Source organism: Sphingomonas sp. (assembly GCF_042091075.1).
Lineage (GTDB): Bacteria > Pseudomonadota > Alphaproteobacteria > Sphingomonadales > Sphingomonadaceae > Sphingomonas.
Genome location: NZ_JBELIE010000042.1, coordinates 1 through 21,944, shown reverse-complemented (window position 1 = coordinate 21,944; position 21,944 = coordinate 1). Strand labels below are relative to the sequence as shown.

Annotated in this window: 18 protein-coding genes and 2 pseudogenes; 7 read left to right on the top strand and 13 right to left on the bottom strand. The window is 65.0% G+C overall.

The features are described 5' to 3' along the window. A pseudogene (locus tag ACFDSW_RS06240) lies at positions 1–95 on the top strand (VOC family protein); the annotation flags it as partial. A gap of 854 nt (positions 96–949) precedes the next feature. Here ACFDSW_RS06240 and ACFDSW_RS06235 read toward each other — a convergent pair. From ACFDSW_RS06235 to ACFDSW_RS06205, 7 genes are all read right to left on the bottom strand, one after another. Next, entirely contained in the window at positions 950–2,164 is a 1,215-nt protein-coding gene (locus ACFDSW_RS06235) for a CmpA/NrtA family ABC transporter substrate-binding protein (protein WP_375249412.1), read from the bottom strand. Further along, positions 2,161–2,745: an ANTAR domain-containing response regulator gene (locus ACFDSW_RS06230; protein ID WP_375249411.1), complete on the bottom strand. Its 585-nt coding sequence runs from the start codon at positions 2,743–2,745 to the stop codon at positions 2,161–2,163. Before ACFDSW_RS06230 ends, ACFDSW_RS06235 begins: the two co-directional genes overlap by 4 nt. Positions 2,746–2,903: 158 nt before the next feature. Next, complete coding sequence (locus ACFDSW_RS06225; RefSeq protein WP_375249414.1) at positions 2,904–4,499, bottom strand: amidohydrolase; 1,596 nt, start codon at positions 4,497–4,499, stop codon at positions 2,904–2,906. 20 nt (positions 4,500–4,519) lie between these two features. After that, the gene (locus tag ACFDSW_RS06220) at positions 4,520–7,453 is read right to left on the bottom strand and encodes a TonB-dependent receptor plug domain-containing protein (protein ID WP_375249410.1); all 2,934 of its coding nucleotides are present in this window, start codon (positions 7,451–7,453) and stop codon (positions 4,520–4,522) included. A 374-nt stretch (positions 7,454–7,827) separates the two neighbouring features. Then, positions 7,828–8,322, bottom strand: a complete 495-nt coding sequence (locus tag ACFDSW_RS06215) for an Lrp/AsnC family transcriptional regulator (protein ID WP_375249409.1) — start codon at positions 8,320–8,322, stop codon at positions 7,828–7,830. 215 nt (positions 8,323–8,537) lie between these two features. Beyond that, a complete protein-coding gene (locus tag ACFDSW_RS06210; protein ID WP_375249408.1) occupies positions 8,538–9,293 on the bottom strand; it encodes a TorF family putative porin in 756 nt (251 codons plus the stop codon). Between the two features lie 3 nt (positions 9,294–9,296). Then, on the bottom strand, positions 9,297–9,734 hold the full coding sequence (locus ACFDSW_RS06205; protein ID WP_375249407.1) for a hypothetical protein: 438 nt from the start codon (positions 9,732–9,734) through the stop codon (positions 9,297–9,299). Positions 9,735–9,890: 156 nt separating this feature from the next. Between ACFDSW_RS06205 and ACFDSW_RS06200 the strand changes: the two genes are divergently transcribed. From ACFDSW_RS06200 to ACFDSW_RS06185, 4 genes are all read left to right on the top strand, one after another. Beyond that, positions 9,891–11,192: a M20/M25/M40 family metallo-hydrolase gene (locus ACFDSW_RS06200; protein ID WP_375249406.1), complete on the top strand. Its 1,302-nt coding sequence runs from the start codon at positions 9,891–9,893 to the stop codon at positions 11,190–11,192. Positions 11,193–11,271: 79 nt separating this feature from the next. After that, positions 11,272–11,934: a helix-turn-helix domain-containing protein gene (locus ACFDSW_RS06195; RefSeq protein ID WP_375249405.1), complete on the top strand. Its 663-nt coding sequence runs from the start codon at positions 11,272–11,274 to the stop codon at positions 11,932–11,934. 76 nt (positions 11,935–12,010) lie between these two features. Then, positions 12,011–12,460 carry a DUF2721 domain-containing protein gene (locus tag ACFDSW_RS06190; protein ID WP_375249404.1) on the top strand — a complete coding sequence of 150 codons (450 nt, stop codon included), beginning with the start codon at positions 12,011–12,013 and terminating at the stop codon, positions 12,458–12,460. 64 nt (positions 12,461–12,524) lie between these two features. Next, a complete protein-coding gene (locus tag ACFDSW_RS06185) occupies positions 12,525–13,703 on the top strand; it encodes an MBL fold metallo-hydrolase (protein ID WP_375249403.1) in 1,179 nt (392 codons plus the stop codon). An 88-nt stretch (positions 13,704–13,791) separates the two neighbouring features. Here ACFDSW_RS06185 and ACFDSW_RS06180 read toward each other — a convergent pair whose 3' ends face one another. Beyond that, positions 13,792–14,919, bottom strand: coding sequence for a zinc-binding dehydrogenase (locus tag ACFDSW_RS06180; RefSeq protein ID WP_375249402.1), 1,128 nt, complete (start codon positions 14,917–14,919; stop codon positions 13,792–13,794). Between the two features lie 63 nt (positions 14,920–14,982). Continuing rightward, positions 14,983–15,537 (bottom strand): DUF3617 domain-containing protein, encoded by a 555-nt coding sequence (locus ACFDSW_RS06175; RefSeq protein ID WP_375249401.1) that lies wholly within the window; start codon positions 15,535–15,537, stop codon positions 14,983–14,985. A gap of 77 nt (positions 15,538–15,614) precedes the next feature. On the opposite strand from ACFDSW_RS06175, the gene ACFDSW_RS06170 reads away from it, so the two are divergent. Beyond that, positions 15,615–16,439, top strand: a complete 825-nt coding sequence (locus ACFDSW_RS06170) for an arylamine N-acetyltransferase (RefSeq protein ID WP_375249400.1) — start codon at positions 15,615–15,617, stop codon at positions 16,437–16,439. Between the two features lie 9 nt (positions 16,440–16,448). Here the strand turns inward: ACFDSW_RS06170 and ACFDSW_RS06165 are convergent, their stop codons facing one another. The 3 genes and pseudogenes from ACFDSW_RS06165 to ACFDSW_RS06155 all read right to left on the bottom strand — a co-directional run bounded on the left by ACFDSW_RS06165 (position 16,449) and on the right by ACFDSW_RS06155 (position 20,763). Next, positions 16,449–17,114: an aspartyl/asparaginyl beta-hydroxylase domain-containing protein gene (locus ACFDSW_RS06165; RefSeq protein WP_375249413.1), complete on the bottom strand. Its 666-nt coding sequence runs from the start codon at positions 17,112–17,114 to the stop codon at positions 16,449–16,451. Positions 17,115–17,579: 465 nt separating this feature from the next. After that, positions 17,580–17,741, bottom strand: a pseudogene (locus ACFDSW_RS06160) (hypothetical protein); the annotation flags it as partial. Between the two features lie 121 nt (positions 17,742–17,862). After that, positions 17,863–20,763: a TonB-dependent receptor domain-containing protein gene (locus ACFDSW_RS06155; RefSeq protein WP_375249399.1), complete on the bottom strand. Its 2,901-nt coding sequence runs from the start codon at positions 20,761–20,763 to the stop codon at positions 17,863–17,865. A gap of 289 nt (positions 20,764–21,052) precedes the next feature. Here ACFDSW_RS06155 and ACFDSW_RS06150 point away from each other — a divergent pair, with 289 nt between their 5' ends. After that, positions 21,053–21,568, top strand: a complete 516-nt coding sequence (locus ACFDSW_RS06150; protein ID WP_375249398.1) for a hypothetical protein — start codon at positions 21,053–21,055, stop codon at positions 21,566–21,568. Positions 21,569–21,571: 3 nt separating this feature from the next. On the opposite strand, the gene ACFDSW_RS06145 is transcribed toward ACFDSW_RS06150, so the two are convergent. Continuing rightward, on the bottom strand, positions 21,572–21,772 hold the full coding sequence (locus ACFDSW_RS06145) for a DUF2093 domain-containing protein (RefSeq protein WP_375249397.1): 201 nt from the start codon (positions 21,770–21,772) through the stop codon (positions 21,572–21,574). Positions 21,773–21,944: the final 172 nt, after the last annotated feature.

Genomic DNA, 21,944 nt, shown 5'->3' with positions numbered 1-21,944 from the left:
GCCCGCGTAATACGGCATCGCTGGGAACAGTTGAACTTGCCTATTTTCGCGACCCAGACGGCAACAAACTATGCGGAATTCATTTTCCGGCATGATCTGATCGACACGGGTTCGCTTTTGATCCTAGCGGACCCGGATTTGCGATCGCGCTAGTGTCCGCTTCCCACCAGAATCGGACGTTCGCGCGCTGCCGCGCCGCACCCAAGAGCGGCCATTCAGGGCGGCTCATGGTTAACCCGGCCTCGGTCAAGCCCGCAACGCACGTAAACTGAAAATATCAGGACAAAATCCGCAGATTTGCGCGGGTTTGGTAGCTTCTGGACGGAAAAGCGGACGTTCCGCTGACGCCCAAAAGCGGAAGTTTAATCTCGCTGAGGTCGATCCAATCAGTGGCTGTCGGATTGCAAAAGGATGATGGTATAAAGGACTGATCAGAAGACGACAGCCACAACGAACCCGAGTATCATCATCTGAAGCGTAGCACGCTGATGGTCATCAATGACTTGATACGAAGCTATACGAGCACCCAGCACGATTATTGCGTCAGGCAGCGCGAAAAGCATAAGTTCGCCGCGCGACGCGGGCCTATCAACGAGCGGCGTAAAGAAGATTGCCGCGTTGACAACAAGAGCAATCCAGACGCTTACGTGAGGCCACCTCTCTGTCGGATAATCTCTGCGCAGTTTCCATATGAACCCAAGGCAAACCGCCGCGCACGAAACTCGATAGAAGGTGGCAAACGGAAGTCCGGCTTCATCTTCAAGTGCGACGCCAACGGCAACAAAGGTCACTATTCCGACAAGGGCTAGTCCAAGCCGCCCGAAATATCGTCCCAACCACCCGTCTCCCTCAAGCGGCAGCGTTCCAGAAGAACGCAAAGTGATCAAGGGCGGAGGTACGCTAGCCACCAATCTCGGCCACCGCCTTTTCATCCAGGGCGACTCACCGCCTATCCCCGTGCCTGCGTGAACCCCGCCAGATACTCCCCCAGACGCTCAGGATCGAACACGCGGCCGTCGAAGAAGCGATCCGGCCCCAGCGTCAGTGCGCCGCGATAGGCGCCGACGCCGGTGGGCGCGCCAACCGCGCCTTCCAGTTTCATGCTGGCGCCGGGCATCGGCTCCGCGCTGCTCCCCAGCGCACGACGATACACATCCGGGCGGAACACCGCGCCCGCCGCCGCTTCCACCGCTGCCGCCGGCTCCGCCTGGTGCCAGCGGACGAGCTGCGAATAGATCCACAATGCCTGGCTGCGCCATGGAAAGGCGGTCGCCTCGCGGTGGAAGAGCAGGAAATCGGGCTGTCCGATGGCGGGCGTGCCAGCTCGCGGCACGATCTGCCCCGCCAGCCCCGCCTCGATCAGTTCGGCCGGTTCGCCGACATAGGATGGCCGGGCGAGCAAACCGGCCAACTCGCCCCGGTTCGCCGGATCGTCGCACCAGCGCGCGGCCTGCGCCAGCGCCAGCAGCAGCCGATCGACTGTCTCGGCGTTCGCCTCCATCCAGTCGGTGCGCAGCGCCAGCACCTTCTCGACGCCGCGCTGCCAGATACGCGCGCCGATCGCCACCGCCTCGGCCAGCCCCTGCGCGATCGCCGCCGCGGGCCAGGGATCGCCGGCGATGAACCCGTCGATCTCGCCCAGCCGCATCGCCTCCACCGTCAGCGACGGCGGCAGCACGCGCAGCACCACGTCGCGGTCGGGATCGATACCGGCGCTGCCCAGCCAGTAGCGCAGCATCAGCGCATGGCCGGAGAAGCGATGCACGATGCCGATAATCGGCTTGCGCCGGAAAAGCCCGATCGCCGCGGCGAAATCATGCCCCGTGCCCAGCGGATCGGCCAGGCGCGCGGGCAGGTTCTGCTCCAGCGCCGCGGCGAACTCGCCCGACATCACCAGCATGTTGCCATTGCTGTTGAGCTTGAACGGCGCCGACAGCGCAGCCGGCTGCTGGCTCAACCCCAGCGTGACCGCCACGGCGAGCGGCGCCAGCATCTGTGCCGCCTGCACCTGGCCATAGACCAGCCGGTCGCGCAGCGTCGCCCAGCTGGTCGTCCGTACCAGCTCCAGCTCGATGCCCTGCGCCTCGGCGAATCCCTTCTCCCACGCGGCGACCAGCACCGCGCTGTCGGTGAGCGGCAGGAAAGCGGCGCGAACCAGGGTCATGCGGCGCCTCCGCCCAGCAGGCTGCTCGCGGTGATCAGCGCTTCCGCCACGTCGACCAGCCGCCGACCCTGGTTCATCGCCGTCGAGCGGAGCAGCCCATAGGCATCGCCTTCGTTCAGTCCGCGCTGTGCCATCAGGATCGCCTTGGCCTTGTCGATTGTCTTGCGATTGGCGAGCGCGGTCCGCGCCTCGTCCAGTTCGTTCTGCATCCGGGAAAAGGCGGTGAACCGCCGCACCGCCAGTTCGAGGATCGGCTTCACGCGATCCTTCCGCAATCCGTCCACGACATAGGCGGAAACGCCCGCATCGATCGCCGCGCCGATCATCGTTTCGTCGGACTGGTCGACGAACATCGCGATGGGCTTGGCGAGCGCACGGCTCACGAGCAGCATTTCCTCGAGCGTATCGCGGCTGGGGCTGCCCAGGTCCATCAGCACGACATCGGGCGCCATGCGCTCGATGCGCGCGACGAAGGCCCCGCGTGGCGGCACGAAATGGATGTCGTCATAGCCCGCTTCGCGCAGCCCCTCTTCAAGGACCGATGCGCGTGCCCCGCTGTCATCGACAATGACGATCCGCACCCCAGCGCCTTTCGCAGTTGCGGGAGGAATAGGCAGCAAAGCGCAGGCGCGTCAAACGCACGGCGACGCGGCGGACGCATAGCGCCCGCCGCACGATTCCGCTTCCGCCGAGCCCGCCCCACGCTGGCCGTCGCCGCAGCCGGCGACGGCCCGACATGTCATTTCGCGGGCACCGTCGTGGCCGGGTAGCTGATCCCTAGCTGTTGCAGATAGGTCGGGTATTTGGTCGCGTCGTAGTAATATTTCTCCATTTCCGGCCGCATCTCGCGCATCAGTTTCTCGTTGAGCCAGATGGCGGGCTTGTCGTCCGGGCCGATCAACGGGGCATAGCTGTCGGTCTTGAGCTGGACGTCGCGGAAATATGCCTTGGCCGCGCTCACCAGCTTAGGCGTGGTCATCAGGTCGAGCACGGTCATCGCCACTGCCTTGGCGCCCGCCTCGACGCCCTTGTGCGCGATCGGAGTCGCCATCGCCATCGCAGAGGTGATGTGGTGGCCGATCATATTGGGGATGTTCGACGGGAAGCGGACGGTGATGGTCGGTACGGCCCACATGATGTCGCCGATATCATCCGACCCACCGCCGAACACGGATGTGCGATTTTCGGGGGTGCTGATCGGGCTGGGGGTGGTGCGAAGCGGTTCGACCTTGCGGCCGTTGGTCTGCTGCACCGCTTTGGCGAAGGCCTGGTCGGCGGCTGTCCATTTCGGCATGCCGACAGCGGTGATGTTGGCATAGGCGGCCTCGGCCAGCGGCTTGTTGGCGAAATTGGGTGCGGCATAGCCGAGGATCTGCCGCGTCACCTTGGTGCCCGAGGCGCGGGCCGCCCCCTCCGCGATCTCGTTGCCGGTTTCGAACAGCGTCTTGACCCCGGCAAAGGTGCGATCGCGGAAATAATACCAGACCGATGCGGTGTCCGGGACGATATTGGGCTGCCCGCCGCCGTTGGTGATGACATAGTGCGACCGTTGCGTGACCGGCAGATGTTCGCGCCGGAAATTCCACGCCGTATCCATCAGCTCAACCCCGTCGAGCGCCGAACGTCCCTCCCATGGCATCCCGCCGGCATGGGCGGTCTTGCCGTGGAACGTATATTCCACCGACACCATGCCGTTCATGCCGAGTTCGCCATAGGCGGTGCCGAAATCACTGCTGACATGCGCGAAGATCGAAGCGTCGACATCCTTGAACAGGCCGGCGCGGACATAATAGGCCTTGGTCGCCAACAGTTCCTCGGCAACGCCCGGCCACAGCATCAGCCGGCCGGGGATATGGTTCTTCTCCATCACCTCCTTGGCGGCGATCGCGGCGGCGATCATCAGCGGCATGCCCGAATTATGCCCTTCCCCATGGCCCGGCGCACCCGGGACCAACGGCTTTTGCTCGGCGATGCCCGGCACCTGCGACAGCCCAAGCAAGCAGTCGATATCGCTGCCCAGCGCGATCAACGGCCCGCCCGAACCCCAGGTCGCGACGAAAGCGGTCGGTATGCCAGCCACGCCGCGTTCTACCTTGAACCCGTTCTTTTCGAGCACATCGGCCAGATAGGCGGAGGTGCGCACCTCCTGAAACCCCGGTTCGGCGAAGCTGAATACGGTGTCGACCATCACCTGGATATTCTTGGCTTGCGCGTCGACATTCGCCGCCGCCTCGGCCTTGAGGGGTCGGGGCGCCTCCGCCAGTGCCGGCGTGATCGAGGTGCCGGACATCGCCGTGATCAACAGCGCGGCCACGCCCTTGTGCAAATAGGTCATCATGTCACTCCCCTGAAAACTTAGAGTTTGATGGTAAAGGCGACGCGGAAAGTGCGACCGATCACGTCGTAGATTGATCGTGCGGTCTGCGCGTAGGCAGGCACGTTGTTTCCATCGGGACCGTTGCCGATCAGCACTGGATCGCGATTGGTGAGATTGTTGACGATGAAGTTGAGGCGGCTCTCGTGCCCGCCGGCATCCAGCTTCACGCCCAGGGACAGGTCAAAATAGAGGATGCCCGGAATATGGTTGTCGTTGATCGTGCGATAGCGCGTCGTCGACGCCGGGCAGCCGGTGGTGCATTCGATATAGTCGTTGCCATAGACACCGCTGCTGAAGCCGCGCGCGACCAGGTTCAGGCTGAAGGGATCGAGGTCGTAAACGGCGCTGATCCGATATCGCCAGTTCGGCACCGAATAGGTGCCCGACAGGCTACCGCCGTTGACCCCGGCATAATCGATCGGGAAGATCCCGTTGTCGATCACGTTTGAGATGTAATGCGTTGCGCTGCCGTGGATGCTGATCCGGCCGGGCAACGATGCGCTGATCGCCGACAATTCGGTGCGATAGCTCGCCTCGATATCGAAGCCGCGTTCGTGCTGGCTGGCGAAATTGAACGGCTGGATGATAATCCGCGACAGCGCCCCGCCAGTATAGACGATATTGCTGCAATATTGGGTGGATCCGGTATAACAGAAATCGACCGTATTCTGTGATGTGATCGATCCGATCGCATCATCGATATTGATGTCGAAATAGTCGAACGAGACGGTGAAGCCGGGAACGAAGCGCGGGCTGACCACCGCGCCCAGCGTCCATGTCTTGGCGCGCTCGGGCTTCAGGTTGGTATTGCCGATCGTCGTTTCCAGGAATTGCTGCGATCCGCTCAGCGGCGCGTTCGACGGCAGGATGACGGTGTTGGTGCGCGCAGTGCCGGCCGCGAACAATTCCTGAAGGTTCGGTGCGCGGATGTCGCGGCTGTAGGTGCCGCGGAACTTGATGTCGGGGATCGGCTGCCACGTCGCGCCGACTTTCCACGTCTGAACCGTGCCCGACGTCGAATAGTCGGTATAGCGCCCCGCCCCGTTCAGCGTCAGTCCGGGCAGCACCGGCAGGTCGACCTCGGCGAACGCTTCCTTCACCGAATATTCGCCGCGATTGACCAGATAATTGCCGTACAGCCAGCCCGACGAGAATTGCGGGTCGACGGTGCCGTCGATCTGTTCCTTGCGCCATTCGCCGCCGAACGCGATCGCCGCGACCCCGCCCGGCAGTTTGAAAAGCGCGCCGTTGACGCTGGCGGCGGCGACGTCCTGCTTGATCGTCTGGTCGCGCTGCGGCTGTGCCGAGCCATAGATATAGGCGAGCGCCGCCGCCGATACACCGCCGGTGCCCAGCCGGTCGATCGGCACGCAGCCATTGCTCGGGGCGGTCAACGTCGAGCGACACACGATCTGCCCGTTTGACAGCACCGCATCCTGCGCCAGCGCCATCCGCGCATTGTTCCAGGTGTTGGTCAGCTCCTCATGCGACTTGGTCGCGCCGTGCTGATAATAGCTGTCCCAAGTCCATGTCTGGTCGAACAAGCTGAACTTGCCCTTGGCACCCAGGACGTAGCGATAGACCTCGCGGGTATTGTCGCTGCCCGGCACCGGAAAGCCGTAATTCGACGTGCCGATCGTGATCGAGGTGAGCCCGTTCGCGGCCATCGCCGCGGCGACACTGGGATATTGCGTCAGCAGATAGGCATTGTCGCTGCGGATGGTGACGCCGGTGCTGGGCGTCTGCTGATAGAAGCTCTGCCCACGATAGCGATTGTACGACGCCTGCCCATAAACCTGCAGCGCGTCGCTGACGTCGAAGGCGATCCGATCGAAGAAGCTGATCCGTTCCTCATGGGGGATCAGCGAGTTGGTGCCGACATGCCCTTCCAGCGTCGTATTCGAATCGCCGCCGATCATCCACGGCGAGGAAGTCGCGTTGGTGGTACCGAAGTTTAACTGCCCGGTCTGCCCGTCGCCGAGGAAATAGGTGCCGCGCAAGGGCCCCGCCGTGATCAGCCCACCCTTCGTATAGGTGGCCGGACCGAAGCCTGACCCGACCAGCCGCTGCGGCACCCCGGCGGTCGCGGTATAAGCGGGGTTGTTGATCTGGAAATAGCCGCTGTCGTTCCAGTCGCGCGCGATCGTGTCGACACCCGTCTGCCGGAAATATTCGCCGCTCAGCAGGACGTGCAACCGATCGTCGAGCATCGACTTGCCGATCGTCGCCGCCAGTCGATAATTCTGGCCGTCGCCATAGGTCGAGATGCCCTGATCGGCCGAAAGCTTCAGCCCCTTGAATTTCTCGTCCAGGATGAAGTTGACGACGCCGCCGACCGCGTCCGATCCATATTGGGCGGATGCGCCGCCGGTGACGACCTCGACCCGCTCGACCAGATCCTGCGGAACCGTGTTGATGTCGACCACGCCGCTGACCGCCGATGCGACCGAGCGTTGCCCGTTGAGCAACACCAGCGTGCGCCCCGCGCCCAATCCGCGCAGATTGACGGTATTGATGCCGGCGATGCCGTTCGACAGCGACCCGGAGCTGTTGCCGGATGTGCTGCCCTGACCGATCGCAGGCAATTGATTGACGAAATCGGAGATATTGGCGGGCTTTTGTGCCTGGATATCGGCGGCGCCCAGCACGGTGACGGGGGTCGGCGCGCTATAGCCGTCGCGGACGATGCGGCTGCCGGTGATGACGATTTTGTCGTTGTCGGCCGCCTCTTCGTCCACCGCATCCGGCTGTACGTCCGTCGTCGTCGCGGTTGGGCGCTGGGGAACCCCGGTCGCCTCCGCCACTTCCGACGCCTGTTGCGCGTGTCCCGGCGCTGGCGCGAGCAGTACCACCGTGACTGTCGCCAACAGGATCGCGCGCACGCTGACCCCGTGGCCTACCACCCGTTCCATCGCCCCCGTGGGCGTCCTTGTCCCCGCCATGTCGACTCCCGAAGCCTGTTTTAAGGCCTTCGGGCATCGCTCCCCCTGCATCGTCGCGACGGGCTCGACAGCATCGGTGCACGAGCCGTTCGCTCGTGACCGGTCCTGTCGGCGGCGGGGTCAGGCAATCGATAGCGCGCAAACCCGTTTCACAAAGCCCCTCGCGTAAGACAGGATGTTTCCCCCTGATCCCTTCTGCAAGAATACTATTGCACAAACAGGGGTGCGTGATCCTTGCAAACTCGTGCTGTAATTTCTCTCAGAACGCATGAATGTGGCGCATAGAGCCGATATGACGCAGGATTTTGTTACGATCGATCGCTCTTCGCGATGCGTTCCAGCAGTCATCCGTCATGATTCGCGAACACCACCGGCGGCGCGTTGCGATCCGCCACCTGGCGCATGATGAAGCTGCTTCGGATGCGCGCGACGTGCGGCAGCTTCGACAATTCGCTGCGATAGACGCGATCATAGTCGCCGAACGAGCGGACGTGGACCATCATCACGAAATCCGTGTCGCCCGACACGAAGCTGCAAAAGCTCATCGACGGACAGCGCACCACCGCTTCCTCAAACTCGTTGAGCACATCCTCCGCCTGCGACTGGAGCTCGATCGATACGAACGCGGTCACGCCATAGCCCAGGCGCTCCATATCCAGATTGGCGGTATAGCCGGAAATCGTACCGCGATCCTCCAGCAGCTTGCGTCGCCGCGCCGCCGCCGTACTCGACAGATGGACCCGCTCGCCCAGTGTGACGTCGGAGATGCGCCCGTCGGCGGTGATTTCCTTCAACAGACGATAATCCGTCGCATCGAGCGGAACAGGTTCCTTTTGCATCACTCATCGCCCCCGTCGTGAATGAATCCGTTTGCGCATCGCGGAAGGTCAACGAAATGCAGGACGAACGCAACAGATCGGTCCGTCGGCGCGCCAGTTGTCGTCGCCGATAGCATTCGTGGCGCCCTGAGCTTGCGTTAGCCGCCCCGCGCGAGCGTGGCATCTGTCTGGCCGCCACCGCCCCCTGGCTCGCGACGGATCGGTGGGCGCCTGGTCTAAAACCCCAGCGCCACGCGCGCCGTGATCCGGTCGCCGGCATTGCGACGGTCGGCGAAGCGCGTCGGATCGGGGCCGTCGTCGCTGATATCGGTGCCGGTATATTCCAGGCCCAGCGTTACCGGGCCGGTGATGCGCTGCACCCCCACCGACCAGTCATGATAGCGCCCGAGCGGGCGCAGCCGCGCGGCACGCTCGGGATCGTCGACGCCGCCGCTCGACCGCCCGACGCTGCCGGTGATGCTGTACGGCGTGGCGGGCACGCCCACGCGTCCACGCAGCGCGAGATAGAGATTGTCGCCGCCGATCGCCGATTGCGACGGCGCGTAGCGCGCCTCCGCTCCCAGTTCCGCCGGCCCGAGCGAATAGCTCGCCCCCCCGCCGACCTCCAGATAGTCCAGCCGCTCGATCCCGCCGGCGAACAGATGCCCGGTGACGAAGCCATCGAGCCGGATCGCGCCGGCGTAGCGACTATAGCCGAGCGTCGCGTCGACCACCGCATCGGCGCCGCCGTGCCGCGCGCTCGCGCGTAGCCCGGTGACCCGCGCGCCGATGTCGAAGCCGGCCGGCAGGTCGAGTCGCGCGGCGGCGGCGGGGGCGACGTCGCCATCGCTCCAGCTGATCCCGCGCCGCCGCTCGTCGGTCGAGAGCTCGATGCTGGCATGGGGGGTGACCTGCGCGACGGCGGCAGGGAATGGCGACGCAACCGCCGCCGCGCCGAACAGCGCGGCGGCATAAAGACGAGATGTATGCATTCCCTAGCTTCGCATTCCTCCGCTCACCGTGTCCAGTTCGGCGAGCACCGCATCGCGGTCAGCGGCGGCGATCACCTCGACATGCGACCGAAGGCGTGCACGTTCCGCCGCAACGTCCTGCGCGATCGCCTGGCGGGACGCCTCGCACCAGCCGGGGCGGGAACCGCTGATCGCGACAGCGTCGCTACTGATCTGGCGCGCGCTGACATGTCCCGCCGGGTGGCGCAGCTCGCGGTGGACATCCACCGACGCGGCCCAGGTACAGCGCAGCGCGCTCGGGCGACCGGGGGCGCCGACCGCGCCCACCTGCCGGTGCGCGATACGGACGTCGCTGCGATAGGTGACGTCGACCGGCGTGCCGCGATGCTCCACCTGCACCTGATGCGCGTCACCGGCGATGGGGGAACCGAGCAGCAGCCCGGCGATGACGATGATGCTCACGTTTCTTCTCCTTGCGGTGTCCCGAACCATCCTGCCCGGTGACCCTGCCGAGATATTTTCCCGGCGCATCGCTTCAACCGTTCCGACGCCGCAACGGCGCGCGCGCAATACATCATTACATTTTACTGAACCGGCATGGTCGCTACAGTCACGCCCATGATCCGCCCGCTGCTGCTGACCGCCGCCCTTTTGGCCACCACCGCCCCCGCGCGGGCATCGCTGACGCCCGCCGAGACCCGCATGCGCACCGCCACCGAGGCGGAAGCCACGCATGACGCCGCGTTGCTCGAGCGGCTGGTGATGCAGAACTCCGGCACGCTCAACCTGCCCGGTGTCACGAAAGTCGGGGAGATGATGCGCACCGAACTGACCGCGCTCGGCTTCGCGGTACGCTGGGCGGACATGCGCGCGACGGGTCGTGCGGGTCATCTGATCGCGACGCACAAGGGCAACGGACGCGGCAAGCGGGTGCTGATGATCGGCCATCTCGACACCGTGTTCGAACCCGACAGCCGCTTCACGGGCTTTCGTCGCGACGGCGATCGCGCGATCGGCCCCGGTGTCGGTGACGACAAGGGCGGGCTGACCGTCATCATCGCAGCGTTGCGCGCGATGCAGGCGGCGGGCACGCTGAAGAACGCTGACATCATGGTCGTCCTGACCGGCGACGAGGAGCGGACGGGGAAGCCGCTATCGACATCGCGCGCCGATCTGGTCGCGGCGGGAAAATGGGCCGATGTCGCGCTGGAATATGAGGGGCTGGCGGTTACGCCGCAGGGCGATGCGGGCACCATCGCACGGCGCGGCGCGACCGACTGGGAACTGGAGACGACCGGCGTGCCCGGCCATTCCGGCGGGGTGTTCGGCGCGGACCTGGGCTATGGCGCCAATTACGAACTGGCGCGTATTCTCGACACCTTCCGTCGCGACCTGCCCGAGGCCAACCTGACCTATAATGTCGGCGTCATGGCGGGCGGCACGCCCGCCGGCTTCGCCGCCGAGGGCTTTGCCGCGACGGCGTCGGGCAAGACCAATATCGTCGCGGAGCGCGCGGTGGCGCGCGGCGACCTGCGGGCGCTGACGCCCGAGCAGGAGGCGCGTGTGCAGGCAAAGATGCAGGCGATCGTGGCACAGCATCTGCCGAAGACCGGGGCGACGCTGACCTTCGCCGACGGCTATCCGCCGATGGCGCCGACGCCGGGCAATCGCGCGCTGCTGGGCCGGCTCAACACCGTCAATCGCGATCTCGGACTGCCCGACATGCCGGAATACGACCCGGCGAAGCGCGGCGCGGCGGATTCGAGCTTCGTCGCGGCGGAGGCGGACACGATTGGCGGCATGGGCCCGGCGGGCGGCGGCGCGCATGCCGAGGGCGAATGGGTCGACCTGCCGAGCATCCAGCGTCAGGCGCTGCGCAGCGCGATCCTGATCTCGCGACTGGCGGCGGAGCGGCGATAACCGCGCCACGTCGCGCCATTGATCGCGCGCGGGGTCAACGGCTTGCGGCGGGCGTGCGATTATCCGATGCTGGCCGGCCATGAACGCGACATCCGCCTCCTCGCCCGCCACCCGTGGCGGCGCCACCCGCAACGAATTGAAGCGTGCGGCGCGGCGCCTGTTCGCGGAGCGTGGCATCGCCGCCGTCGGCATGCGCGAGGTGGTCGAGGCGGCCGGACAGCGCAACGCCGCCGCGGTCCATTATTATTTCGGCAGCAAGGACGATCTGCTGCGCGAGCTGCTGATCGACGGCGCCGACCTGATCGATGCCGGGCGCGCGGCGCTGATCGACGCGGCGGAGGCGAAGGGCGACGCGATGACGCTGCGCGATCTGGTCCGCGCGATCGTGCTGCCGAATATCGAATTGCGCGGATCGACCGGGGAGGAGGAAACCTACCTCCGCTTCATCGTCAACGTCCAGAACGAACGCCGCGACCTTTTTCGTGACTCGGTGTCCGAACATTCCGAAAGCTACGCCCGCTATATCGCGCACGTCCATCGACTGCTGGCGCCGTTGCCCCCGGCGGTGGTCAAGCAGCGCGTGCTGTTCGCGGGGCTGGCGTTGCAGACGCTGCTCGCCGCACGCGAAGCCGCGCTGGACCGTTCCGACACCGGCGATCATCATTTCTGGAGCCGGCCCGAGGCACTGGCCGGCATCCTCGACGCGGTCGAATCGATCCTGCGCAATACCGCCGCGACGTGATCGGCCATTCCCGCCGATCAGCGAGTTGCCGCCGGGCGATTGCGGCGGGCGCGGCGACAGGGCACAGTCATTCCGGATGAGCTACCCTCCCGCGCTTCCCACGATCGTCGAGGCGATCCATGCCTCGCTCAGCCCGGTCTTCATGTTGACCGGCATCGGCGCCTTGCTGAACGTCGTCGCGGGGCGGCTGTCGCGCGTCGTCGATCGCGCCCGCCAGTTGGAGGAGCAGCATGGCGCGCTCGCCGATGGAAAGCGCGCGCAGCTGGTCGCCGAGCTGCGATTGCTCTCGCGCCGGATGGGCATCATCAACGCAGCGCTGTCGCTCGCGGTCGCCAGCGCGGTCGCCACCTGCGGCGTGGTCGCGATGCTGTTTATCGGCGCGCTGAGCAACTATCGCCTCGGTCATATCGTTGCCTTCACGTTCATCGTCGCGATGTCGTTGCTGATCCTCGCCTTTTCGGCATTCATGATCGAGGTTCGGCTATCGATCCGGGCGATACGAATTCGGGACGAGCTGCTGCGATAACCGCGGTGACAAACAGGCTGGGGTAGCGCACCACGGCGCCCTCCCCCCGGCAGGAAGGCTATTCGTGGCGCTGGTGCTGAAAATCGTCGCGAGCACATTACTGCTGCTGGTGATCCTGGCCGGTCTGGCGATCACGATCGTACCGCGCTTCCTCGATCGCATCTATTACGAAGGCCCGGCGTCGGATCATTATGACGGCGCGCGCTTCTTCAACCCCGATGGCGACACCGACACTCTCCGCCCGCCCGGCACTGCGACGGGCGGTTCGCGGGGCGGCTTCTTCTGGCGGTACCTGACCGGCAGCGACGGGCGCCCCGCATGGCCGCGCAACGTGCCCGTCACCCCCGCCAAGCCGCCGGCGCGCGTCGATGGCGAACGCATGCTGGTGACATGGATCGGCCATGCCAGCGTGCTGATCCAGACGCAGGGACTGAATATCCTGACCGATCCGGTATGGGCCGACCGCGCCGGCCCGCTGGGCCTGGGGCCAAAACGGGTCGCAATGCCGGGTGTGGCTCTCGATGATCTGCCCCCGATCGACCTCGTCCTCGTCAGCCACAATCACTACGATCACCTCGACCAGCGCACATTGCAGCGCCTGTGGCGCCGCGATCACCCGCGCATCATCACCAGCCTCGGCAACGACAGCGTCATCGCGTCCAGCGGCGCGCAAGCCACCGCGCTCGACTGGGGGCAGCGCGCGACGATCCGCCCGGGGATCGACGTCGCGGTCACGCGCAATCATCATTGGGGCAGCCGCTGGTTCACCGACCGCAACCGCGCCTTGTGGTCCAGCTTCGTCATCACGTTGCCGGGCGGCAATATCTTCTTCGCGGGGGACACCGGCTTCGGCGACGGACAATGGCCGGGCGAGGCCGCCGCGCTGGGCCCGATCCGCTTCGCGATGATCCCGATCGGCGCGTTCCGCTTCGTCCCGGGCCAGATGTCCGCCGGCAGCCATATCGGCCCCGCGGAGGCGGCGCTGGTGCACCAGCGGCTCGGCGCGGCCCATGCGCTGGCGATCCATTGGGGCACGTTCCGGCTCACCTACGAAGGCTATGACACCCCACCGAAGCTGCTGGCGCTGGCGAACGCCTGCGTCGGCAATCGCGGCTTTGATGCCGCACCGATCGGCGTGCCGTTCGACGTGCCCGCTTATACCGCGCCCGCACGCCGCGCCACGACGGAGCGCGCGGAGATGTTGCGCTGCCTCAGCACACCGGCGGCGCGAGCGCTTCGCTAACTTGTGACATGTGCCCGGGCATGATGGCCCCGCCGTCGTTGCCCGGCACCGGCGCGCGCGTGGCGCCGGGACATCGACGGCCGTCCGCTTATCGGGTCGGATCGATCAGATACTTCTCCCCGGTCGCCTTGCGCTCATAGGCGCGCAGCACATCGGGATGCAGCGCCTCGGCGAGGCCGATCGTCGCGGTATAGCCGCTGGCGAAGGTAGTCGTCAGTTCGTCCACCACCCGCTGGCGCATGCGACCGACCACGTCCTTGCCCGCCTTTTGCATGAACGGCGTGAGCAGGAACCCCGACACGCTCCACTGAAAACCGAACGCCAGCCGGTTGAGCATCGTCGGCCCGAGATCAAGCCCGCCATAAATGTATAGCTGCTTGAACGTGTTGGACCCATAGCGACTGTATTCGGTCATCTTGCGGTTCGCCGCCTGCTCCATCGCCTGGACGACATCGCTGCCCAGCGAACCCCCGCCAATCGCATCGAATGCGATCGTGGCGCCGGTTTCCGCGATCGCATCGACCAGCCGGGCGCGAAAATCGTCGGCCTTGCTGTTGAGGACGTGCGTCGCTCCGATATCGCGCAGGATTTTTTCCTGCGCTTCGTTGCGGACGATGTTCACCAGCGGCACCCCGTCCTTCAGGCAGATCTTCTGCAGCATCTGCCCCAGGTTCGATGCCGCGGCGGTATGGACGATCGCATGATGCCCCTCCATCCGCATGGTTTCGACGAAGGCGAGCGCGGTCAGCGGGTTGACGAACATCGCCGCGCCATCGGCGGCACTGGCCCCGTCGGGCAGCGGCACCACATCACGCGCCTTCAGCTTGCGATATTGCGCATACATCGCACCGCCCATCATGCCGACCTTGCGACCGATCAGCGCCTTCGCCTCCGCGCCGGCGTCGATCACCGTGCCCGCCCCTTCGTTGCCGACCGGCAGCGACTGGCCAAGCCGCGCGCGAACGCCGCCGATCCGCTCCTTCGGCACCCGAAACGAAACGACGGGCCGCTCCGCCGTGCCCGAGGTTTCGAGCGTCGACACATCGGCCGGCCCGAGCAACAGGCCCAGATCCGACGGGTTGATCGGCGTGGCCTCGACGCGCACGATCACCTCGTCCGGCGCGGGCGCTGCGAGCGTCACTTCCTCAAGGTTCAGTGTCAGGCGCCCGTCGGCGTCAGCGGTGGACCGCAGTTCCAGCCCCGTCAGGTCGCTCATCCTCACCTCCTCCATTCTTTATGATCGATCAGCGGGATGACCGCGCGGGACTGGCGGGTCAACTCATCCCGGCGAACATTCTCCGATCCGCTTGCCACGTACGTGCGTCGTCATGCCTCCCGCCGAAACGCCATTCGCCTCGGTCCGTTTCACCGTCGCGGTCAGATCCACCCTGTCGCTGGCATAGGCCCCGCGCTGGCTCACCTCCAGCCGCTGCCCGGCGGCATTGCGGCACGTCATTTCGGCGTCGAGCCGCCCCTTCACCAGCGTGAAGCGGCGAAACATGCAATTCGCGCCCTGCGTCGGGGTGAGATCGCCAAACAACGGCTGGCTGGCATCGGCGGCGGAAAGGCACGCTTCGGTGGTCGTCCTCTTTCCCAGCTGCGCGGCCAACGCTTCCGCCATCGGCGAATGTTGCGCGCCCGGATCGAATGCCGTCAGCATCGCTTCGGTTCGCCACGCCCCCGCGTCCGGACGCGCGATCGACGCACTTGCGGCCGCCACTTCCGCGATCGACGCATTGGTCAGTTCCACCCCGTCCTGACACCCGGACAGGAACAGCGCGGCGAAGGAGGCGAACGGCAACAACCGTCGCGGCGGCGGAAGGCGGAGCAGCATGACGTTCCTTTTAACGCATGCGGCGCGGATCTGTCCCACCGTTCTCTTCCTCGCGCTTTCCCGCTAGTCGAATCGGCATGTTCGATCTCGACGCCTATCTCGCCCGCCTCGAAATGCCCGCGCGCCCCACCCGGGACATGGCGGGGCTCGCCCGCCTGCAATTCCAGCATCGCCAGCGCGTCCCTTTCGAGAATCTCGACGTTCGGCTGGGTCGCGGCATCGCGATCGACAGCGCGGCGGTGTTCGCGAAGCTAGTGACCGCGCGCCGGGGCGGCTATTGCTTCGAGCACAATCGGCTGTTTCTCGATGCGCTGGCGGCGCTCGGGTTCACGGCGCGGCCGTTGCTGGCGCGCGTATGGCTGGGCGCGCAGGACACCCCGCCGTTGACGCATACACTGTCACTGGTGACGATCGATGGCAGCGACTGGATCGCGGATACCGGTTTCGGCGGCAGCTTCGCGCCGGTCATGCCGCTGGCCGATGGCGCGGACGCCATCGCCCCGGACGGCGCGCGCTTCACCTTGCGTCGCGACGATCCGCGTGCCGGCACCGGCGGCTGGATGCTGCTGCGCGACGGCGATGCCCACAGCACCGACGGGCGCGGCGGCGGTGAGGGGTGGCAGCCGCAATACAGCTTTACGCTGGGAGAGGTCGCGCACAGCGATCTGGCGATGGGCAACCATTGGTCCGCCACCGCCCCCGGCAGCCGCTTCACCAACCACAATGTCGTCAGCATCGTCCTGCCGCATGGCTTCGCCAGCCTGACCGACCGCACCTACCGCCGCCACGCAGCCGGCGCGACCGCCAGCGGAGAGATCACCGACCCCCGCGTCTATCGCATGCGCCTCAGCATGATGTTCGGGATCGACCTGTCGAAGGAGGAAGTGGCGGTGTTGTTCTGAGGGGCGAGGCTATTCACCGACCGCGATAAGCGCGTTGCTGCCTTCGCCCATCGATACGGTAGCATCATAGAATGATCGAAGCAGATCGCGCTCGATGGGCGTGATATAGGGGTTCCAGACATCGAAGATCAGGATCGCGCGTAGTTCGTCCGACGTATTCCACGCCTCGTGATCAATCGTGTCGTCGAAAACCCATGCGCGACCGACCTCCCATGACCGGGTGTCTCCCCCCACCCGGAAACGACATCCCTCCGGCACGATCAGCGGCAGATGCACGATCGATCGCAGATTGCTGACCCCGGTATGCGCGGGCAGATGCGTGCCCGGACGCAGGATGGAGAAGAAGACGGTAGGCGTCCGGCCCGGCAGATCAGACAGCGGGAGCGCTTCCACCGCGGCGGCGGTGCGGGGCGCACGACGACAAATGTCGTCATCGCGCTGCCCATCCTTCCACAGATGCAGCGCACCCCAGGCAAGGGAATGGTTCAGCGAAGACCATTTGTTGTCCGGCGTGCCAGCCGGCATATCGATATAGGGGCGGAATTGCTCGTCGCGATCCGCAAGGATCGCCAGCAACTCGCTACGGATGACGTCCGTTTGCGCTTCGATCTCCTCGAGCCAGGGAAAATGCTCGCGCTCGAAGAATTCCTCGGCAGGCAGGAACGGGAAATGCATCCCGGTGCAGATGTTACTGTAGATCCGGCGACGGCCCAGCGCATGATCGACACAGGCATCGAAACGTCGCCGATCCCTGGGAAGCAGGGACGAAAGCTTGCCCGACAACGCGCGCTCGATACCCTCGGCCAGTTGCCCGTGCTGCCGCTCGACAGCGCTTTGCGCATGACCAAGGATTTGCTGCAGGGCAGGTGCTGGCTCGTCAATCTGCGCGCCCAGCGCCAGAACCTGCGCCCAACGTGTCGCGGCGTCCGGCATCTGACCGGCCCGTTCATGCCATTCGGCCATACGAACCAGAGCCATGAAATGACGCTGATCGATCGCCAGGGCCTGTTGCAGCGCCTCGCGTTCGCCAGTCGGATCACCCGCGATCCGGTATCCCTTCGCGGCATTCATCCAGAGTTCGGGTGCGGTTGGATCCGCGGTGGCGGCGCGACGAAAATAGCGCGCCGCGCCTTCCCCGTCCTGCTGGGACAGTGCCGCCATGCCGAGCGCATTGAGCGCCATCGGATGATCCCGGCCGGATTCAACGATGCGCGAAAAGATGGTCAGCGCTTCTGGATGGCGGCCGGAACGCTGCGCTGCGATCGCTGCCTGCAATGCTTGCTGAAGATCACGGTCATCCATCATCGATGCCTACCGCCGCAACGGCGGACGAACAATGATCGCGGGGGACGGATTTGCGCCTGAAAACAAAAAAAGGGCGAGCCGAAGCCCGCCCCTTTAGTCTGGTCGTTGACTCTATCGTCTAGAAGTGCAGGCGCGCACCCACGTTGAAGGTACGACCCAGCACGTCATAGGTCGACGGATAGGTGTTGCCCGAGCCGAAGCTGGTGTCGGCAAGGCCGTTACCAATCACCGGCGGCTTACGATCGAACAGGTTCGCCACGCTGAACGTGAAGTCGAAGTTCTCGCTCGCCTGGAAGCGGGCCGACAGGTCGAAGTAGTGGTAGGCACCGATACGGTTGAAGTTCACCGACTGGCCCGCCAGCGGGGTGGGCCCCGTCAGCACGCCCTGGAACGCCGGCACAACACCACGCTGCGCTGCATCCGGAGCGATGCCTTCATAACGCGAAGGCGCCAGGTAACGCCACAGCACCGACAGATCGATCTTGTCGAAGCTGAAGGTCGTGCGCTGGTTCCACGAGAACTCCGGCTGGATCGACAGGCAGTTGACGCTGTAGTAGCCGGCGCAGTCGCGGTTGTACGCGGTCGGCGACGCACGGAACGTATTCTTGTGCGTCCAGTTGCCGGCGAAGTTCAGCGTCAGCCCGAACAGACCCATATCACGCTGGTAGTTCAGGTTTACGTCGACACCGTCGGTAGCGAGACGCCCTTCATTGGTGAGCGGCTGCGGCAGACCCGCCGTGTTGGCGGGAGAGCCGCTCAGACGACCGTCAGTCGGGTTACGACGGATGCTGGTGCAGGCCGTCGAAGCCGCCTGAGCCGCCGTGATTGCCGCCGGGTTGGTACCAAAGCAGTTTGCCAGGATGTCGCCCGGGGTCGCCAGCGTGATCGCGTTGTTGATGATGATGTTGTAATAATCGGCGGTGATGGTCAGCCCCGGAACGACGCCCTTCGGCTGAATGACCACGCCAGCAGTAAAGGTGTCGGCGATTTCCGGACGGATGTTGATGTTGCCACCACCCGTCACGTTCACCTGACCAGCTGCCGGCGCACCGATGACGCCGATCGTACCGACCGGGGCACCCTGGTTAAGGCAGGCCTGGCGCAGGTTGGCGCTGCTGAGTGGCGCAGCGCCACCGCACGGGTCGGTCGCCTGGTTGGCGAGGCCGGTCACCGAAGGAGCGAACAGTTCGGCGATGTTCGGGGCGCGAACCGCGCGCTGATAGTTGCCGCGGAACTTGATCGCCTGGATCGGTTCCCAGCTGCCGCCGGCCTTCCAGGTCGTGGCGTTGAACGACGGGCTGGTCGCCGCATCCACCTTATAGTCCGAATAGCGGACGCCACCTTCGATCGTCAGCGAATGGAAGAACGGCGCATCCGCGATCAGCGGCGCGATGATCTCGCCATAGGCTTCCTTCACCTCGTAACCGCCAGCGAACGGCAGGATCGCGCCACCCGCGCCACCCAATTCACCCGGCGAAATCGCCAGCGAGTCGGGACGACGGACGTAGGTGTACTTGCGATACTCGGCACCGATCGCATAGCCGACCGGATTCGTGCTGACCGGCGAGAACGAGTCAAAGTTGCCGGTCAGAACCGCCTTCGCCTGCGACAACGCGTTCTTGATCGCGATGGTCGACGAACCGTTCAGGAACGCCGCCTGATCGGCCGTGATCGAGCCGGCCGGCCCGAACAGGTTGAGCGGCACGCAGTTGTTGGTGGTTACCTGGCAGGTGGTGGTGTTGTTTGCGTTCAACGCCTGCTGCACGCGCGAGCGCAGAACGTAGCCCGACTGGACCTGGTCCAGCGTGCTTTCGCCATAGGCGCCCGACACGTCAAGCTTGGTCGAACCGCTGATGTTCAGACGCAGCCCTGCCTTATAGTCGAAGAACTGGGTCGTGTATTCGGAAATACGCGGCCCGATCTCCACCGTGCGGCGGAACACCGTGATCGGCAGCGCTGCATTGTTGTTGCAGGTTGCGCCCAGCGCGATACCCGCCTTGGTGCAAATCTCGTCGCGGACGGCGGCGGGCAGATATGGATTGTTACCCGGAACAGTCAGCGCTTCACCGAAGATACCCGACGGCGCGATAATCGTCGACACGACGTTCTTCGAGAAGATACCACGGGTATACACTTCGACCGTATCCGACACGTCGTACTTCGCCGCGCCGTACATGTTGTAACGCTTAAACGGCGTCACGAAGATGTTGTACGGTGCAAAGTTGAAGCCGCTGTAGAAGTTCTGCAGCGCGGTGCCGTTCGGGTTGATCTGACGATCCGAACCATCGGAAAAGGTCAGTCGCGTAGGAACCGACGTGGGCGACGCCCCAGCGGCGACGCCGTTGTTGCCGCCGATCGTGAACACCGAAACGTCACGCGAGCCCTGGTAGAGCGCGTCAGCTTCCTGATAGCCAACACTGAACACCGCATTGCCGCGTCCGTCGTCGAAGTTCGCACCGATCGACACGTCGGCGCGGAACAGGTTCGCGTCGCCACGCTCGGTGATGCGCTGCGAGGCCGAAGCGTCGACGCCCGCGAAGTCGGACCGGGTGATGAAGTTGATGACACCGGACACCGCGTCGGCGCCATAGGTGGTGGAAGCGCCGCCGGTCAGAACGTCCGTGCGCTGCACCAGCGCGAGCGGGATGTTGTTGAGGTCAACCGTCCCCTGCTGGTTCGCCGTCACCATCCGGTCACCGTCGAGCAGGATCAGGTTACGCTGCGAACCAAGGCCGCGAAGGTTGGCGGTCGCAAAGCCGCCATTCCCGTTGTTGACCTGGCTGCCGGTGCCGGCGACCGCACCCGGCACGTCGCGGATGGCCTGCTCGGCGTTGACAATGTTGCGCAGCTGCAACTCGCTCTCGGTCACGACGGCGACGGGGCTCGACGCGACGATGTTCGGGTTACGGATCAGCGTCCCGGTGACAATGATATCACCCTGGCTGTTGTCGTTCGTCAGCGGTGTGCCGTCGTTGGTCGTTTCCTGGGTCGCACCGGCCTGTGACGTGGTCTGCGCCATCGCCGCCGGAGTGAACGCCGCGACACCCGCGAACAGGGTCGTCGCGAGCAGGCGCGTACGAGTTTGAATTGCCATATATTAGCCCCTCTTTACTCGCCGGAAGCGATGCCGTGTGCAACGATTCCGACAAGATTGTTACGGGCATATCCAGTATGATGGACCAAAGACAATCAGTGCCGTAGTGGCCCATTTGCTTTGATGCCATTGTGTTGCAATATTCTCACACATTGTATCGCATCATTGCGAAAAGGTATGTCGTCCGGCACATACCGAGTGAAGGAATGCCTGAATGTCGTTGAGAAAGGTTCTTGTCGGCGGCTGCGCCATCGGCGCTTCGTTGCTGTCAGGTCACACTTTCGCGAGCGATCGCACCCCCACCACCCGTCTCGTGACGGCAATCGAAGCATGTCGCCCGATCGCTGACGTCGCCACCCGCGTGGGTTGTTACGACAAGGCCGTGGACGCGATGTCGGCCGCCACGAGGAAGGGGGACCTGATCGTCCTCGATCGCGAGAAGGTGGTGGAACGGCGTCGGGCGCAGTTCGGATTGCCGGCGCAAGTCGATGCCGGCCTGGGAGACGCCGGCGAGGTGCAGGAATTGAGCACCACGATACGCCGCAGCTCCTATGATCAGCGTACCAACAGGTGGACGCTATGGCTGGCGGACAACACCGTTTGGACGACGCTGGAGATGCTTCGTTTCCCGCCACGCGACAATGCGCCATTGGTCCTGCGCAAGGGCGTGATGGGTGCTTTCAAAGGTGATTTCGGGCGGCAGGTGGTTCAGGTCAAACGTCTGCAATGACCCTCACGCCGGCCGCATCTCCTCGCTCGCAATGGCGGCGGTGGCGAAGGGGCGTTGCGTCGTGACGTCCCAGTAGCGCAGGTCCTCCAGCGGTATGCGTGCGCCGGTGACCGCGCAGGGCACATGGTCGCCCGGCGCCAGCACGCGGAAGCCGTTGGCCATATAGTGGATCTTGGCGGGTCGGTCGGTGTGGGACATCAGCATCGGATCAGGCCTTCAGAACAAGCGGGGCTGGGACGGCGTCCCATCGTCGGGGGTCGCCTTGCCGCCGCGGGACGCACCCCGCGCGGGGGCGCCGGCACCGGCACGCCGGACATAGGGAGCGGCGCCGCCGGGCTCAACCGCTTCCGCCGATCCCGCTCCCTCGCCAGCTCCC

Excerpts from the sequence above, each read along its gene's own strand:
- ACFDSW_RS06235 (WP_375249412.1), bottom strand. The coding sequence starts at position 2,164 with ATGACCCTGGTTCGCGCCGCTTTCCTGCCGCTCACCGACAGCGCGGTG.
- ACFDSW_RS06225 (WP_375249414.1), bottom strand. The coding sequence starts at position 4,499 with ATGACCTATTTGCACAAGGGCGTGGCCGCGCTGTTGATCACGGCGATG.
- ACFDSW_RS06220 (WP_375249410.1), bottom strand. The coding sequence starts at position 7,453 with ATGGAACGGGTGGTAGGCCACGGGGTCAGCGTGCGCGCGATCCTGTTG.
- ACFDSW_RS06215 (WP_375249409.1), bottom strand. The coding sequence starts at position 8,322 with ATGCAAAAGGAACCTGTTCCGCTCGATGCGACGGATTATCGTCTGTTG.
- ACFDSW_RS06210 (WP_375249408.1), bottom strand. The coding sequence starts at position 9,293 with ATGCATACATCTCGTCTTTATGCCGCCGCGCTGTTCGGCGCGGCGGCG.
- ACFDSW_RS06200 (WP_375249406.1), top strand. The coding sequence starts at position 9,891 with ATGATCCGCCCGCTGCTGCTGACCGCCGCCCTTTTGGCCACCACCGCC.
- ACFDSW_RS06195 (WP_375249405.1), top strand. The coding sequence starts at position 11,272 with ATGAACGCGACATCCGCCTCCTCGCCCGCCACCCGTGGCGGCGCCACC.
- ACFDSW_RS06190 (WP_375249404.1), top strand. The coding sequence starts at position 12,011 with ATGAGCTACCCTCCCGCGCTTCCCACGATCGTCGAGGCGATCCATGCC.
- ACFDSW_RS06180 (WP_375249402.1), bottom strand. The coding sequence starts at position 14,919 with ATGAGCGACCTGACGGGGCTGGAACTGCGGTCCACCGCTGACGCCGAC.
- ACFDSW_RS06175 (WP_375249401.1), bottom strand. The coding sequence starts at position 15,537 with ATGCTGCTCCGCCTTCCGCCGCCGCGACGGTTGTTGCCGTTCGCCTCC.
- ACFDSW_RS06170 (WP_375249400.1), top strand. The coding sequence starts at position 15,615 with ATGTTCGATCTCGACGCCTATCTCGCCCGCCTCGAAATGCCCGCGCGC.
- ACFDSW_RS06165 (WP_375249413.1), bottom strand. The coding sequence starts at position 17,114 with ATGCATTTCCCGTTCCTGCCTGCCGAGGAATTCTTCGAGCGCGAGCAT.
- ACFDSW_RS06155 (WP_375249399.1), bottom strand. The coding sequence starts at position 20,763 with ATGGCGCAGACCACGTCACAGGCCGGTGCGACCCAGGAAACGACCAAC.
- ACFDSW_RS06150 (WP_375249398.1), top strand. The coding sequence starts at position 21,053 with ATGTCGTTGAGAAAGGTTCTTGTCGGCGGCTGCGCCATCGGCGCTTCG.
- ACFDSW_RS06145 (WP_375249397.1), bottom strand. The coding sequence starts at position 21,772 with ATGCTGATGTCCCACACCGACCGACCCGCCAAGATCCACTATATGGCC.